The following is a 15,859-nucleotide window of genomic DNA, read 5'->3' as shown; positions in this document are numbered from 1 at the left end:
CTTTACGATCTATACGCTGATGAAGTCCAATTACTAGCTATCTTGAAACTCTTTTAGCCATAATTTATAGCTTCTTTCAAATAGGTCATTTAGTGATATCAAACTAAAACCCCCTATATCTCTCATGATGAGAAATATAGGGGGTTTTCAACTAAACTTCCTGCACGTACTGTGGCCGGCAACTGCCAGTCCTAGCATTGAAGTTTGCATAGTGTACAATGATTGTATTAGTACTCAACAGCTCATTTATAATCGTTGAGATATGGAATGCTGCCATCTCATTTGCGATCATACGTTGAGGTTGATAAGGTTCCAGACCACAATTATGTGAAGGCGCGATAAGATCCGTTGCATCGATCGGGTAAATTCTATTAAGTGGTTCAAGGATTTCTGTTCCATTTTTCTTGAGACCCACTACCACTTGCCCGGAATATCCGCTTTCCATATGATCTGTTATTTCTTCTTCTCCCCACTCACTCTTTGGTTTATCACCTGATGGTAAGAAGACCCCTTCAATACCTGCGTCAATATAAATCAGGTCACCGGTCTGCATAAAGTACTCATGCATTACATTACGCGTAAAGTCATTATCAACTGCCCCGATTAACACCTTCTGAATGTGTTGCCCGGTCTTGTGGCGAAAATCAGTTAATGAAAATAACTGATCTAGTTGTTCAACCGATTCCACATATTTATCAACATAAGAACCGATTTTCAGTCCGTATGTTCTACCATAGCGTTGGGCAAGAACACTTGCCTTTTTTCCGCCTATATCCTGGTTAACGAAAGGCTGTCGTAGCAAATTCTTTTCCTCTACCATATCCGGATCAGCAATCATAAGAAATGAATCTACGGATGCAAATGCACTTAACATTTTGGTAATTCGTTGAACTGAATAGCCACCGGTACCGCCGGCCCCAACAATTACAATGTAGTAGTACATACTCTGTATCCGTGATTGGCGAACCTCTGAATCATCATTCTTAGCGTGATAATCAAGTAGATTAATCATGGTTAACCACCTCCACCTGATCAAGCAAGACACGATCATGCCAGGCTGCAGGGTACTGCACTTTTTTAATGAGGTTCCATGAATCTTCTTGATTATCATAGTCTCCCTCTAGCAGTGCTGAAGGAAGCAAGGATATAAATTTCCCTGCCATACCAGCTCGTGTTTGAATATCAAACCGAATGAGTCCTTCTGCTTGTTTTAAGTTTCCAATCACACCATATAGATGGGTGCCTAGTTCATCTTCGTTATCTACAGAACTGAAATATGCTTTCATTGTATTATGAGAATGTAACTCACAAACTTTAATAATCCAATATGGCATACTCGTATAATGCTGATCGATTGAAGTCTTCGACACACTTTGATTAGGAACATCCAATAGATAAACACCTTCCTTGGTATCCCAGTAGAATACACCCATCACTTCTACATCATTATCAGAATAGTCCATAAAAAATGATATTAGTTGGTGTACCAATGATTCAGGGATTTTCGGCAACTTGGATTTAAAGCCGGTGCGACAAGAATCAAGTTCTTGGACTCTGGGCTGCTGTGCAAAAAAATCATCAGCATTGCTCCATCCTTCTAACTCTTCCTTGTTGCATTTGGAGATAAAAACCCCGATCCCATTCTCACGGATCTCATAGTAACCGTTTTTGGCAGCCAGGTAACAGATTGAATACTTATCTTTATGCTCGACGAGCTGGCTCGCAGAGTAGAAGTATGCTCTCGAATCGTTGAAGTAAACGGGCAAAGCCCCCTTCTTCCCACCTGTGATGGCCGGTACTATTATATTCTTTTTCTCGTCAAAACTCATGAACGTTCTTTGTTTTGACATCTCAGGAAAGTCTTTTTCTAACTGCTTGCGAACATCCTCTAAACTGAGCAACCCTATCTTTTCGCTATCAAAATATTTAGTTAAAAGCTTGGACGTACCGGCATAGCAAATATATGTTGTGTTAGTAAAGACAGGCTTTTTATCTTTGCTATCTGCATTTTTGGACGAATCTTTTTTTACTCCAAGTTCTGCAGTATCGGCTGATGACTCGCTTATAGGCGTTTCATCCGATAGAGCATTAATTTCATCCTGAGTTAAGCCCTCACATGTGTCTACACCAGGTCCATCAATTGATTTGTCAGATTTACTTCTGGATTGAATGCGTTTAGTGATGTCGATCGTATTACCCACTGATTTTAGTGTTTCTTCCTTATCAACATTCGTTGGCTCTACGAAACCTCCCCCAAAGTATGAAAAGAGATCAGAACCACCAAATAATTCGTTAGACATATCTATTACCTCCAGCTTATTGCTAATTTATTTGAGTTGTATTTGGCCTAAAATAGAGAAGTCAGTCCACTGATCCAATCAGCGAGGGTCATGCCAGTCGTTTTAAGATAATTATCCGGAAACTCTTTGCCTTTGACTTTCTCTAATAGTTCCCTATAGGTAAGCCCACTACCATTTGCATGACCATAGTAACAGTCAGAGTTCTGTGAATTGAAAAAGACCTCTGGCACTGTTGATAATTGAGAAATGCGTGTGATTTGGGGTAACTGAGATGACCCTAAACATACTTCATAGGTTCTATCGACGTTTGTATAGGGATAAAAATATACTTCCGACTCTTCATTGGTTAAGCCCTTCTCTAAAGCACCGACAAATACTTTACATATCTCAAACCTATCTGTTCTTGACCTAAGTTCATAACCAAAAATTAAATTTGGAAAAGGCACATCCTCGATAACCGCATCATGGTAAAACACAGTTCTGCGATGTGATGGAACTTCGAAGAAACAATAGGTTTTAAATGTACTCTCCATGTATGAGATACAACCCCGTGGCAGGATAGGTGTCTTAAAGACACTGAGGTTTTGAGCATGCAATAATGCTTCAGCTAAATCCTCATTCGTATAAAAACCTTCTCCTACCTTAATACCGTTCTGAAATTCAGCTACCAGGGGTAGACTATGATCTCGCAACCTGATTACATATTCATTACCTTCTTCACTAATACTTAGCGAATGCTCAACAATACCCGCTTTATTATCCGTTAGAATTAAACTCATGCTACCTCATCCTTTTCATCAATTTTTATGACGTCCCTTAACAAAGAACACATCTTCTTTGGACTGAGATTCTCTGCAATCTCGGTGGAGAAATCCACCCCACACGTTTTCATAAGTTGTATGAATACGAATGAAGTAGGTGCCCAAATTGAGATACCTAATGGTATTGGCCGACTAAGAGACAACATTTTTATCATGAAAATATTTTGGATTTTTTGCATGAGCATCTTCTTCTTATGTGCAATGAACCCAAGTACGATAGTTCTCAGTTCAATAATTCTGCCTAAGAAATTCGAATATATCCCATAGTTTCCTGTTATCTTGATGTAGATGTTCTTTCCCTTTATAACTCCGCTCATCCCCATTTCAAAATTTGGACATTCATAATGCAAAAGAATATCTACCTTTTTTAACAGTTCATTTGCCTCGTCATTATTGGATAGAAGCATCATTTCTTCAATTTCCGGAAATACGATGCTATACTCCCAAGTCTCTCCTTGGAGATTGTCCGAGTAGGATTGGTTGCAGCTTTCAAACAACATTCTTTTGATCGCCTCATGGAAGATATCCGCCTGATCACCCCATCCGTAACAATAATAATTAATCGGATTGTTACGGACATCTATCCCAGCTTCATGCAACATCTTCACCATTGTGATTGCATCATACGTTGCTTGCATCTGACCTACTTGTTCATCACAAAAATAAGCCCGGTTCATACCCTCACCTAACTTTCTCTAATTTGAAATCTTTAGAAAAACTCGTTATCTTCCGTCTCTTGGTTTACTGGTTTCATTCTTCTTAACCGGTACATTGACTCATTGTTATGTAGGTACACATGAATAGCATTCCCTTCATTGGGACGTACTGAATATTCATCAGCTATTTCATCTGCTACATAAGCTAAGGCCTCGTTAAGAGCTTGCTGAGCCTCCTGTAGAGAGAATGAATTCCAATCAACCTCATTACTCTCAACATTGCACATAGCCGCATCAATTACTTTGAACAGTCCATTGGAGTGTGAACTATGCGGTTGTTGAGTAGTTAAGTTTTCTTTAAACTTTGACAGGTTTACAAATGTCATTTAGTTATCCTCCAGTAGAAGCAAAAAAAGCCGCAGAAAACAAAAAAAGCACACCTAAATAGGCATGCTATTGTTCTCCACGGCTTCATTGCCAAAATTTAAACCGGTTTTCACCGGGAACCACTCTTTGTCTTTTAAAAAAGGCAAAGAAAATTAATCTCAAATCATAATAATCTGATTATAACACAATTACAATAAAAGTGCTAAGTATTATCCCCTACTAACTAACCAATAGATTGACACAATGAGAATAAAGAGTCCCCAAGAAACCGGGTTGATGGTTGCTGACCAATCAAACTTATCCTTCCCTTTTGAGCCATTCGTTAATCCGGATAATACTATAGCAACACCAATAATTAACCCTATCCATGCAAGGGATAATAGAATACCTTCTACCATTCAAAACTCTCCTTTATTGAAGTAATCATTAGATTATCTAAGTAGCTCTGCTCAAAGCTCATCTGTTAAGTATTTCCATATTCAAAAAGAAGTTGCTAAATAATAAAGCAACCTCCTTTTCTAATTTAAGCTATTTAATTATGTACTGATGATTAGCCAACTGCAGCACTTAATAAATTCCTTCTAACCTCTAATTTATATATTTCTTTTTTAACTTTCTTTTTCTTCGTATTCAGTGATTGAATTTGATCGTATACCATCTGCATGACTGGTTGAGATATATCATCACGGAGTTTAATTAAGCGGATAATCAACTCTTTATCTGAACCGCTTTTCCTTTCATTATCAATGAGCGCCCCGACCATGGTGCAGCAAGTATGTAATTGTTCCATGCATTGAAACGTGTCTATCATGTTATCCTGGTATTTCTCAATAATACCGTTGCTTGTGGCCCTGATTGATTTTTCCAATTGCTCATATGTATGAAGCAAATGAATCACTCACTTTCCGTTTCATATTAATTAATATACTAATATACTAACACTAATTTATGGAGAATCATATGATTATTTCAAATCAATTCGGTGGTGGGGATGGTGGATGGGCTAGAAGAAGAGAAGCATCTCAATTTTCTTCATTACTGTCAATATCCTTTACACTTGCCCTCAATATGAAACTAATTGGAAGGGGCTTCATAAAAGCGAAGCCCCCTCAAAGTTACTAAATACCTGATGTTAATGTACTAACAACCTTGGCTTTGTAAGTTCCCGCCATCAGACCAGTAGACTGTCCTGGAACGAACTTACTTCCAGATCCAGAGGACACAATTTTCACACGATCCGGAACACCTAACGTGAAGTTAAGTGGAATTTCGTTGTATCCCATACCTTCAAACGGTCTCGCTGTGGCCAACATTTCTGGTCCACTACCAGAGAAGACATGTTTTCCAATGTTGGACAGCTCCGCTGCCGGTCCGTTTAAGGTTTTGGTATTTAATACCTCAACAGACAACGCATTGGCCGGAATACTAACAACAAGGTCTTGTGAGTTTGTTGAGTTATCCTGCATTGGTTCTGAAATGAAATCAGTCACATCCATACTGTATTGATAACCTTTTCCGTTGCCTCGGCTGTCTTCAATCAAAGCCCGGCTTACCGAATTGATAGATTGGTACGGCTTCGTGCTGTCGATGATGATCGTAGAGAGATCCGCTCCCTCGAATTTTGCGCTAAGTCCACCGCTATTTACCGTGAAATCAACATCTTCTTGTCCCACCGGCGTGCCGGTACCTGGATTCGGTGTTGGTGTTGTGCCACCGTTACCCGGATTACCTGCATTTGGATCAGTCACAACGATTGTGAACGGTCCTCCAACGTATACAACATCACCAGAAGCATCATCCCGAATCTCTACATCAAATGTGTAAGTTCCAGGCGGATAAGTTACAGGACCAGTATACTCAGTCCAAACTCCATTTACATTATCTTTGTAGTAAGTTTTCAAAGTAGGTGCAATTACACCAATGTCAATCTTAAAGTCTCCATTGTCAAACTCAACCTTAGGATCAACCTTAGTAGTTACAAACTCTACAACTTCACTTTCTTTTCCGTCAATTGCAACTACTTTTGCTCTCACAGTGTGAACACCGTTCAGAACAGAGATTGTTCCTGTGGTTGCTGTCCATGTTCCGCCATCCACTGAGTATTGAGCTTCTCCTACCGCACTATCAAACTGGACATCCAGGTTTAACCCATACGTACTGTTCAGTCCTGTTTGAGTTACAATAGGTTTAGCTATAATCACCGGAGTAGGATCATCTGCTGTTACAGTGAAGGACTTATTAATCAGTTCCTCATCTTTGGTATTTATTAATCTCACATCAATAGTGTGAGGTCCTGGGTCAAGCAAGAGATTGTTCGCTACATTGTGGAACTGCCAAGCCGCTCCATCAACCCGAACTTGAGTTCTAACAGCTCCCGTTGCTTGTGCGCTTACTTTAAATTCATTTGCAGAAACCTTACTTACATTTGGCTCCCCTGCAGATATAACAATAGGATTACTTACGATTTGTAGCACACCTTCATCGCTAATGTTACCCTTGCTGTCCGCAGATCTTGCAAGAATTTTTACAGCGCCAGTATCCGTTATAACAAACTCATCCGTGTAAGGCGTCCACGCTCCACCATTGATTCGGTACTCTTTGACACTCAAATCGGCGCTAGTCCCATAATTAACGGAGACCGTGAACTGGTCGAATTTATCTTGTGACGTTGTTGTCAATATCGGAGTTTCTGGCTTAACAACTGGAGCGACATAATCTTTAGGAGCCACTCCTGTCGCCATTGGACTTCCAGTAGACTCGTATGTACTCCACATCCGGTATAATCCGAAATCTTCACCCAGTCCTACCACTGTAAGCCCGCTAGGAGACTCTCTAAACGGTATCAAATCAATGTATTTTCTTTTGTGGGTAAAAATAGCCCCTTGTGTACTCCAGCCGAGCAAAGTCCCATCGTTCTTCAAGTAGTAATTACCTTGATTGGTATGGTAGAACTTTTTAAGATCGGACAGTTCGTTTGCCGGCCCTACTATTTTTATAGGAGTGAGGAATGGTCCTCCCGTAAGTCCGGAATTGTTTAATTGGTTGGTCCCTACATAAAACAAATTCCCACCTTTAACGAAGTAAATATGTCCACCGCTCGTCGCTGAAAAATAATCCACCCCTGTGGCTATCTGTTCTGGAGTAGATCTAAAAGTAGCGCTTCCGTCACTTATAAATTTGTAGGCATCAGAATATTGCTGTATTGGAGATCCCCAGGAAGTAAGCACCTTGCTCTCTGACAAATGTATTAAAATATAACGATTTTCAGAATATCTGCTATTGTGTGGATTCGTCACTTGATTGGAGATCTTAACTATATTTCTGGCGTCTATTCCATCTGGCACAGGATAGAAAGTAGCCGTCTCAGTCTCGTAAGTATTTGCAACTTCAGGGTTATACTTCGACAAATCTCTTAAGGTGTACTGCTTGCCCTTTATCTCAAAAACCCGCATAACTTCCTCTTTAGAACTGTCCTCACCATTTATACGGAACATGTCGAACTCGTCCGCTGTATCAAATGCAGGGAAAATAGAAGTTACATCTACAGGTACTGCATTGGGTAATGAGTCCTTCCCAAAAGCCGTGCCTATTAAATATACCTTTCCATCTCCCACAAAAAGTATTGCGCTTTTTCTTGTGATAGTCGACAGAGATATCATCTTTTTAATGCCTTTAAGATCTTCTGTAGGGTCGGCAGGATCTACCACTTTGGTAGCCACAGTTTTGTCTTGGTTATAACCTATACCGAGTTGGCCGTTAGTTCCTCTGCCCCAAGCTTCTACCGTTTCGTCCAATTTATGTGCAAAGAAACTGTCAAAACTTGTACCAGTATAGTAATTGTACCCTTGAAAGTCTTTTACTCCCGAAGCCATCTTCTTGGGAGTACCGGTATCTTCCTGGTAATATAGATCGTTAGTTGACGTTATATACAGGTGTTTAGGTTTAGAGATAGTGAAAGGTTCATTGTATTTCCTAACCTTCAGATAATCTCCTTGTAGAGGTTGATTTGAAATAGAACCACTCAAACCTACCCTGCGACCTCCTTCAAGTTCTAGTGAACTATAACTTTTGCCCGCGGTAGACTGTCCGTTACCTTCGTCATAGTTTTCAATCCCAATAATTCTACTATACTCGGCCGCTTGAGCATTCGGTCCAAAGTCAGCAAAGGAGTAAGTCCCCACCATCAATGCTACAACCACAGTCACAATCAGACTTCGTTTCCATCCAACACGGATGGTGTATTTCTTTCTATCTTTCTTCTCTGTGTTATCCACTTTTCACCCTCCTTTAAATTCCCGATGTAGCCGTAGTCGTAATTGTAGATCGGTACGTTCCTGCAATAACACCGGTTTCTTTTCCATCTTCCGCTTTTATAATCTGCGGCAGTGAAAGAGAGTAATGAAGCTCAAAGTCATAAGCTCCTTGTCCCGTGCTGACGGCGGCCGAGAATATCGCTGTAGACTGATGCGACAACACTTGATCTTTGGCTAAATGGCCACCATTAGTGAAGTCAAGTGGTAGTCCTGAAATCGTATTTTTCAATGATGCCGTCACTTTTACGGCATCAATAGGGATATAAAAATCCTGTCCATCGATTGTTGTCACAAAATCAGTGGCAGCCTGGCTTACTGTCCAACCATTACCATTGCCCCGATCGTCAATAACTCGCGATGTCACAATTGCTTGAGACTTCTGTTGCTGACGAACGGCAAGAGTAATATCCGTAAAATTTATTTTTGATTGGGTGACCATGAAATTACCACCGGTAACCTGTACTTCTTTTTCCATGTCCTCTGCAGCAGCCACGCTCGGCATAGCAAGAGCTAGAGCTAAAATTGCGGCAAACCATAATCGTTTCATTCATTCACATCCCTTTTTTATTTTGAACAGACACCTTCGATCAATATAACGATCACATGTAAACCACCTCCCTTCTTGAAAAGAAAATACGCTAACCCTGTGGTGTTTGGAGGGTTTGTCGTCTAACTTGCTGCCGATCCTGCTCGTCCTCTTTCTTTTTTCTTTTCAATAGGAACAGTAACAAGAAGAACGTTCCGAAAATTAGAATAAGCACAAGGGCTCCAGCGACAATGGCCCAGGGATGATTTTTCAACCAATCTATAAATCCACGCCCTTGCAGCAGACCTGCATTACTCAGACTTTCCTGTGCAAGTTTTGCATCCGCTTCAGTAATCGTGAAATTAAAAGTTCTGGATACCTTCTTCTCGTTGAAATTGCTCTCAAAATACGCACTGTATACTCCTGGCCATAGGATCTGATCTTTGACGTGATAGACCATGTCCGCTGTCTTACCTGCATAAATAGATTTTTCTTCAGCTGCTGCATCATAGGATTGACTAAATATCCCTTTACCGTTAGCATCGCGGATCATGATAAGTCCACTTGGCCTTTGTAAGATGTTCCCCGTGTTGGACAACTTGATGGTGAGCTGCGAATAACCATTGCTTATGTAACTGTGCTTGAAATCATCAATGCTCATGTCTTGCACAGCAGCCTGCTTGTCCTTCTCCAACACAATTTGGACCCCGATACGTGGGATACGCTCAATCAGCAATACCGCTTTGTCTTGGACCTGGGATGGACTCGCCTCTAAAGCAGGAATTTGTTCAGCTACAATTCCGCCCACATATTCCCCGGGATCGAGATCCTTTGGCACTTTTACGGTGTATACGAATTTTTTCTTTTCAAGGGGCTTTAAATGGACCACTTCTTCTTTTGAGGGGAATATCCAGGAACCTAATGAGGTATTTTTCTCACCTTTTAACGCGAAACTCTTTCCACCGTTGACCATAGGAGCTGCGTCTGCCGGGTAGATCCATAGATCGATCGGCTTCTTAACAAGATTCTTCAGGTAAAACGTATATTGTTTCGCTTCCCCTCCGTTAACTACGTCCCGGTAGTACCCACTGGATTGTTCAATTTCTTTCACCGGCGAGAGTAAAAAATCAACGTCCGATGCAGCATTTACCTGTGATTGAAGTGTGAATATCCAAAAAAAAGCGAAAAAAAATAAAGGTAAGCTGATTTTCACAAAAAATCTCATTTTCAATCTCCCTCCTTAAAAAAGGAACGGGGCAGTGATACAGCCCCGTAAATATTAGTGTGGTGCTTGTGCGCTAAAGTCATCTCGGCTGGATTTATCAGCGTTGTAAAACACGACATCTCCATCCTTGACGTTGTATCTCTTCATAAATGAGTCCAAAATCGAATTCTGGTACCCTTCCAATTTCCACTGGTTCATCAATGGTGCATGGATATATTGTAAATGCGGATCATTGACCTTCCCTGCTTGGATTGACTCGATGTCAAAATTCACAATGATGTAGCCATCTTTTAAGAAGAGTGTCGACTTGTCAGTGAGCCCTCCGTTTGTCCGGCCATACTCCGCAAGATTAGTTCCAGCCGGGACTACATATGGAGCTGCTGGTATGCTGTACTCACCGTACCACTGCTGTATCGATGCATTTGCACGTTCCGGAGTAACTGAAGCATTACTTGGTATGTCCTTTGATCCGATCAAGGTCTTGAGCTGTTCCGGAAGAATGAGCTTATCGTACCCACCAACAGGCGTTTTTAGCTTGGTGTATTTGAGTACATAGTTCCTCATAAACTCTTCTCGATCGACCCCAACCTTCTCAGCTGCCGTCAGGTGCTGATCATATTTCCAGTACCCTGAATTCTTCATTTCTCCGAGTGGAACATTCCGTAGCCGTTCATTTAAAACGACATACCGCTGGACTGTGTCCTCTGCAGATCCAATTTTCACAAACGGTTTCTCATTGGTTTTGTAATACAAGTCAACTGGTATTGGTGTACCACCGGCCTTACTGACGTATGTAAATGTCGGTGTTATACGAATACCATCTTGTTTACTGAACATATTCCCCTTCGTTTTGAAGTCAAACTTGAAGTGGTATCCAGTTTTTATTGAGACATTGCCCATACCCGTTAATGGGTTACTACCGGGACGGATCGGCAAGGTGAACTGCGCCAAGTTACCTCGGGGATCTCCATCAATCCCATTCTGTCCTACCCAGTAGGAAGCCCCGCTCGGATCTTTACTGCCGGCGAATGTCCGGAACACTCTTTCCCAGTTGTAGTCCGCGATATCTGTGACATGAAAATCATATAACCGTCCAATGACTTCCACAGAAACCTCGTCTACTGCTGCGTGATTGGCCAGATCCAAGTTTGCGTCCGACTGCCAGTTATATCCCTCCGGAGCATTTTCAGCGATATTCCGGAAGTACACTTGGTAGTCGCCTTCATCTACCCATACAGGCAGATAGAACTCGGTATCGAGTTGATCCACCGGGATGTCGATCCAAGTGTTAGCGGGGATAAATTGACTTCGGCTGCCAGTATAGACATCGAACATGAATCGCACTTGTTTAGTCCGGAAATATTTGGCGTAATCCCGATTTCCGTATCCAGGATACTGACTAACATCTAGGTGTTGTCCAGACGTTGGGATCCGGACGGTAAACGGTCTCTCCAAAATCAGAGCTGATCGGCTCATATTAGGCTTGGTTTTCTGGTTGTGCGGCTGATCATCCGACACGGCCGAGTAGTTCACAACCGGCGTATGGACGGTTACGGTGTTAATGCCGCGGATCTCGTATTCCAGTTCTTCCTCTTCGGCTTCGATGCTACCATCGGCCACGATGTAATGAATCTGGCCAGTGCTGATCTGATCCTTCTTGTTGACTTTATCTTTCGGGATATAGTTGTACGGGCTGTACAGCACGTCTTTCCCGATATGCACTGGCGCTGGGATCTGTCCAGGCTGCGGACCCTCCTTGGCTGTGCGCTGCTTGTTCATAACGGTCTGACCCTTGAACACCAGGGAGTCGTTTTCGACTTGTACGTCCGGAACAGCAGCTTCGGCCACGGCCTGCAGATTCTCTTCCTCCATGGATGGTTGTCTTATTCCACCATCCTTTGTTCGAGACGGCCCCTGCTGTGTGACTGGCTGCGGAGCAGGGTATTTGTCGCCTGTCGTTTCAGCCTGGAACTCTGGCGGTGTGTATCCCGTTGGCGTGATGGTGATCTCGCTTCCGGAAAATGCGTAATTCTGGAGTACCGCATCCTGGATGTTGTACACGCTCAGTTCACCAATCGTCCAATAGGCGTATGGACGTACCACTTTGTACTCTGGGTTCCGTTCGTCGTCTATTGATCTCGGTATGTCATAGACTGTAGTCGTACCACCATTCGGTGTGGAAACCGTTCTTCCATCTTTCCATGTCAATTTCCATTTCTGATTTACTTTGACCGTATATTCGCATGTACCGGTCATCTGAATAAATTTGTTTTGGAACAAATAATCTCGGCTGAGGACGTTACCGTACAGGCTTTCCGATGTCGGGATACCCTTCAGGACATCGAACATTTCATTGCCGCGCTGATCGGCTTTAATCATGGCTGTGACGACCGGATCCATATACTTGCCATCTAGGGTGCGTCCGGGCTGCGGAGCGGTACATGTTGGCCCTCCAGGTTCCGTTGTGCCGCCTTTGGGCTTGTAATAGAAGTACACGTAATAGACCGGATACTGTCCGTTGTATATGAACTGTCCAGGATCTCCGGATTTTCGAGATAGACTCGAAGGGTCTCCCTGCGTACTTTTCTTGTGCCCCTCATACGTGTACTTCTCACTAGGAGCGGTATGGGTGAAGTTGTATGACTTATCCTTCTCCAGCTTAACTTCCTTGTTGGCGAATCCGTCTACACCATCCAGGCTTTGGCCAGTTGTGGTCCAGTATTTCACCACAGCTTTGCCTTCTTCCGGTTCCAGTTCAATGGTGAATAATGTAGGGAAAAAATAGCGGTAACCTTCAACATTTGGTGCAAAAACTTTTTTATTTTCAATTTCTTCCTCAAGTCTTCGATCAACTGCTTGTGCCCTAGCCAATAGTACTCCATCTTTAACGATAACTTCTTTTCGTGCAGAGTTCGTACCTTTTCCTAATACCGGTGTATTATCATAGTTGTCGTAGTTCCTACTTGAAGTTGCATCATTATAATATTGTTGGGGCTTTTCAGCTAATTCTCCACCACGAGACGTGTTGAAAATTTTGTCTGCTGTAGGGCCCCCGTCAAAATTAAAAGGTTTAACTGTGATATTTTTGACTCTTCGACCAGAGGCAAATGTAAACTGGTAGGTTCCACCATCTACAACACTAACTTTATCACCCGGTTTATGCCCTTTATCAGTCCATTTACCTCCACTGTCTTTCCAAACTTCGTAGTATACCATCCCAACAAAATAGTAAAGGTTTGGATTGTTTTCGTCTTGCGTATATCGACTTGCACCCACAGGGTAAATTGCTGCTTCAGCTTTACCAGATTGATAAGTAAAAAGTACAAGCACAGAGGACAAAATGATTATTAAACTGAGTATGGAACTGATGGTCCTTTTCATTCAGATCATAGCTCCTTTACTTGAACGGATTAATGATGGCCACAGCGTATTCGTCCAGCTCACCATCTCTTAAAAGAATATAGTCTGCTTGTGTCATTTTGAAATTTTTCCATCCTTCGTAGTTATCAAGATATTCGCCGTTTCTAAATTTATCCAACCGACTTAGTACGGGATAAAAATTCATGCCTGTCTTATCGTCATTATTGATAAAAGCAGCATCTACTACCCCACGACCACGACCATAACTATTCTTCACTAAAAATGTAATTGAGTTCCCTCTCTGGCTGCTACGGATTTGAACTCCATCGCCTAGTATTGAATCTTTTGTCTTGTTAATGTCATATACAATTTGTCCGTCACCTAACTTGATAGGAAGATCACTTTCCTTAATAATCTTAATATTCTTATATTTCTCAAGCTTAATATTTTTGAAGAATTCTTCACTTTGTGTATATGCTTTAAAATCACTTAACTTGGTTAACTTAAACGCTTTATCATCTGTACTCCGGAACTCTTTGTTGCCGATCCAGACCCAACGGCCAATCTTATCCCACTCTACCTTCTGGCCAAGACCTTCACTCACCAAACGCAACGGAACGAATGTCCGGTTCTGCTTCAAGATAATCTGAGTACCGTAGTCTTTCTTCTGACCGTTAACCAGGGCTGTGGTCTGCCCGATCGTCATATCCACCTTATGGTCTTTGCTAACGACCCCCACCTTGGACACTTTTCCTTCCTTGGAGTACGTCACCTTGGCACCCAACGCTTCAGATACAAAGCGAATCGGAACCATGACACTACCTTGACCATCTTGAAATGGCTTAGCATCTGGAAACTTCATTTTCACAGTATTCAGAAGCACCTCCACTTGCTTCGGTGTGCTTGCCGCATGAATTGTTGAACCCCCTGATGTTGCAGTAATTGCCATTGCACCTATCAAAGTAGCAAGTAAGATTTTTTTCATTTTAAAATTTCTCCCTTCAATTTGGACTCTTTACAATTTATCGGCATATTAATAAATCTCTCTTAGCCGACATTAACTACTAAGAGCACTCGATGTTAATCAATATATTAACTAATATATTACTATTATATCATGGTGTTAAATTTTCTCCTAAATACTTTTCGGCTAAATTGAACATATTTAATTCTTAGGGGCTCGACTCTGTGCCGGTTCTGAATCATACTCTTTAATGCGGCCACTTAGGAGAATAATTATCCTTTCTCCATCCCTCCCTTAAGGATGAACCGACACAAGATCCAACACCCATATCTTTATCTCTTATTCAGCGAGTCAGTAGGCATGTATCCTGCAGCTGCTGCATCCTTCTCAGATGTAAAGGTTTCTTGAACACGTAGGTTTAATGGATAGTTACTACGGTAGTAGAATTTCAGACCTGTACTTTCGTCTACTGCCCCATAGACTACGTTCTTCTTCAAAATCCGACCGCTCCCGAATGCATAGTTATTATAGAATTGGTGTCCCACCGGTAGTCCCTGAATAAATGCCATGATTCCAACGTCATTAATGCTGTTTACCCATTCCTCATTAGGGATCAGTGGGAGTTTAAATTGATAAAAACTACCCAGTCGAGTTGCAAAAGTATTGTGCTTGTTTATGAAGTAAGCCACATCTTTCTGCACCAACTTTACGATTGTATTACGACGTACTTCATCAAACAGTTTTGCGTTATTCAGTAACGGAACATCAGTGAGTCCTTCCAACTCTTCACGGTATCCTTCGACCCAGGTCTGAGTTGAAGCTTGATATACTTTTACATAACTGTCTAATGTGAAATTGATACTGTTCCCAGCTTGATCCGAATATGCATAAGGTTTTTCAGGCTTCCATGCGTGCTTATAAACTTTTTGACCTGAAGTATCCGTATATTCAGTGAATGCATAGAGATGAAACCCGTTATAATCGGTAACTGCTATAACCGGTACATACGATTCGAGGGCACCCTGGGAGATCTGGTCAGATCCTGATCCAAAATTGAGGTACATTGTTTTCCAAAAAGTTTCTATTGCTACATCTTTATTGGCATTAAAGAACTTTGTAGACTGATAAGAAGCCTCTTTATCTTGATTTTCATTTTGGTTTAGTGCGTATGCAGCATCTTGGACAGCTGTATGTAGTGCTGCTGAATATTGTTTTTCTAAACGGTTTACAGTTTTCTGATCCGATACCCTTATGTCCATGATTAGATAAAACGGCACAACGATGAGAATAAATATAATTGCCAGATT

Annotated in this window: 13 protein-coding genes; all 13 read right to left on the bottom strand. The window is 41.7% G+C overall.

The genetic code is table 11. The features are described from left to right. Window positions 1–151: 151 nt before the first annotated feature. Window positions 152–1,012, bottom strand: a complete 861-nt coding sequence (locus Q0V21_RS30350) for a ThiF family adenylyltransferase (RefSeq protein ID WP_301882145.1) — start codon at window positions 1,010–1,012, stop codon at window positions 152–154. Continuing rightward, window positions 1,005–2,300 carry a hypothetical protein gene (locus tag Q0V21_RS30345; RefSeq protein WP_301882144.1) on the bottom strand — a complete coding sequence of 432 codons (1,296 nt, stop codon included), beginning with the start codon at window positions 2,298–2,300 and terminating at the stop codon, window positions 1,005–1,007. The genes Q0V21_RS30350 and Q0V21_RS30345 overlap by 8 nt, the downstream gene beginning before the upstream one ends. Window positions 2,301–2,347: 47 nt before the next feature. Further along, window positions 2,348–3,079, bottom strand: a complete 732-nt coding sequence (locus tag Q0V21_RS30340) for a hypothetical protein (RefSeq protein ID WP_301882143.1) — start codon at window positions 3,077–3,079, stop codon at window positions 2,348–2,350. Continuing rightward, complete coding sequence (locus tag Q0V21_RS30335; protein ID WP_301882142.1) at window positions 3,076–3,798, bottom strand: hypothetical protein; 723 nt, start codon at window positions 3,796–3,798, stop codon at window positions 3,076–3,078. The genes Q0V21_RS30340 and Q0V21_RS30335 overlap by 4 nt, the downstream gene beginning before the upstream one ends. 32 nt (window positions 3,799–3,830) lie before the next feature. Continuing rightward, on the bottom strand, window positions 3,831–4,163 hold the full coding sequence (locus Q0V21_RS30330) for a hypothetical protein (RefSeq protein WP_301882140.1): 333 nt from the start codon (window positions 4,161–4,163) through the stop codon (window positions 3,831–3,833). A 210-nt stretch (window positions 4,164–4,373) separates the two neighbouring features. After that, window positions 4,374–4,562: a hypothetical protein gene (locus Q0V21_RS30325; RefSeq protein WP_301882139.1), complete on the bottom strand. Its 189-nt coding sequence runs from the start codon at window positions 4,560–4,562 to the stop codon at window positions 4,374–4,376. Between the two features lie 152 nt (window positions 4,563–4,714). Beyond that, on the bottom strand, window positions 4,715–5,053 hold the full coding sequence (locus Q0V21_RS30320; RefSeq protein WP_301882136.1) for a hypothetical protein: 339 nt from the start codon (window positions 5,051–5,053) through the stop codon (window positions 4,715–4,717). 229 nt (window positions 5,054–5,282) lie between these two features. Next, entirely contained in the window at window positions 5,283–8,438 is a 3,156-nt protein-coding gene (locus tag Q0V21_RS30315; protein WP_301882135.1) for an RCC1-like domain-containing protein, read from the bottom strand. Window positions 8,439–8,451: 13 nt separating this feature from the next. Beyond that, entirely contained in the window at window positions 8,452–9,024 is a 573-nt protein-coding gene (locus Q0V21_RS30310; protein ID WP_301882134.1) for a hypothetical protein, read from the bottom strand. A 91-nt stretch (window positions 9,025–9,115) separates the two neighbouring features. Continuing rightward, window positions 9,116–10,228, bottom strand: a complete 1,113-nt coding sequence (locus Q0V21_RS30305) for a WxL protein peptidoglycan domain-containing protein (RefSeq protein ID WP_301882132.1) — start codon at window positions 10,226–10,228, stop codon at window positions 9,116–9,118. A gap of 54 nt (window positions 10,229–10,282) precedes the next feature. Beyond that, window positions 10,283–13,609 (bottom strand): DUF5704 domain-containing protein, encoded by a 3,327-nt coding sequence (locus Q0V21_RS30300; protein WP_301882131.1) that lies wholly within the window; start codon window positions 13,607–13,609, stop codon window positions 10,283–10,285. Window positions 13,610–13,625: 16 nt separating this feature from the next. Then, window positions 13,626–14,573: a stalk domain-containing protein gene (locus tag Q0V21_RS30295; RefSeq protein ID WP_301882129.1), complete on the bottom strand. Its 948-nt coding sequence runs from the start codon at window positions 14,571–14,573 to the stop codon at window positions 13,626–13,628. A 311-nt stretch (window positions 14,574–14,884) separates the two neighbouring features. After that, on the bottom strand, window positions 14,885–15,859 hold a 975-nt coding region (locus Q0V21_RS30290; RefSeq protein ID WP_301882128.1), incomplete at its 5' end, for a hypothetical protein.

The sequence above is a fragment of the Paenibacillus sp. 11B genome, from assembly GCF_030487755.1.
In the GTDB taxonomy this organism is placed as follows: Bacteria; Bacillota; Bacilli; order Paenibacillales; family Paenibacillaceae; genus Paenibacillus; species Paenibacillus vandeheii.
The sequence above is the reverse complement of the archived record's forward strand: the minus strand, read 5'-3'. Positions and strand labels throughout refer to the sequence as shown.

Coding starts and splice junctions, on each gene's coding strand:
- Q0V21_RS30350 (WP_301882145.1), bottom strand. CDS start 1,012: ATGATTAATCTACTTGATTATCACGCTAAGAATGATGATTCAGAGGTT.
- Q0V21_RS30345 (WP_301882144.1), bottom strand. CDS start 2,300: ATGTCTAACGAATTATTTGGTGGTTCTGATCTCTTTTCATACTTTGGG.
- Q0V21_RS30340 (WP_301882143.1), bottom strand. CDS start 3,079: ATGAGTTTAATTCTAACGGATAATAAAGCGGGTATTGTTGAGCATTCG.
- Q0V21_RS30335 (WP_301882142.1), bottom strand. CDS start 3,798: ATGAACCGGGCTTATTTTTGTGATGAACAAGTAGGTCAGATGCAAGCA.
- Q0V21_RS30330 (WP_301882140.1), bottom strand. CDS start 4,163: ATGACATTTGTAAACCTGTCAAAGTTTAAAGAAAACTTAACTACTCAA.
- Q0V21_RS30325 (WP_301882139.1), bottom strand. CDS start 4,562: ATGGTAGAAGGTATTCTATTATCCCTTGCATGGATAGGGTTAATTATT.
- Q0V21_RS30310 (WP_301882134.1), bottom strand. CDS start 9,024: ATGAAACGATTATGGTTTGCCGCAATTTTAGCTCTAGCTCTTGCTATG.
- Q0V21_RS30305 (WP_301882132.1), bottom strand. CDS start 10,228: ATGAGATTTTTTGTGAAAATCAGCTTACCTTTATTTTTTTTCGCTTTT.
- Q0V21_RS30300 (WP_301882131.1), bottom strand. CDS start 13,609: ATGAAAAGGACCATCAGTTCCATACTCAGTTTAATAATCATTTTGTCC.
- Q0V21_RS30295 (WP_301882129.1), bottom strand. CDS start 14,573: ATGAAAAAAATCTTACTTGCTACTTTGATAGGTGCAATGGCAATTACT.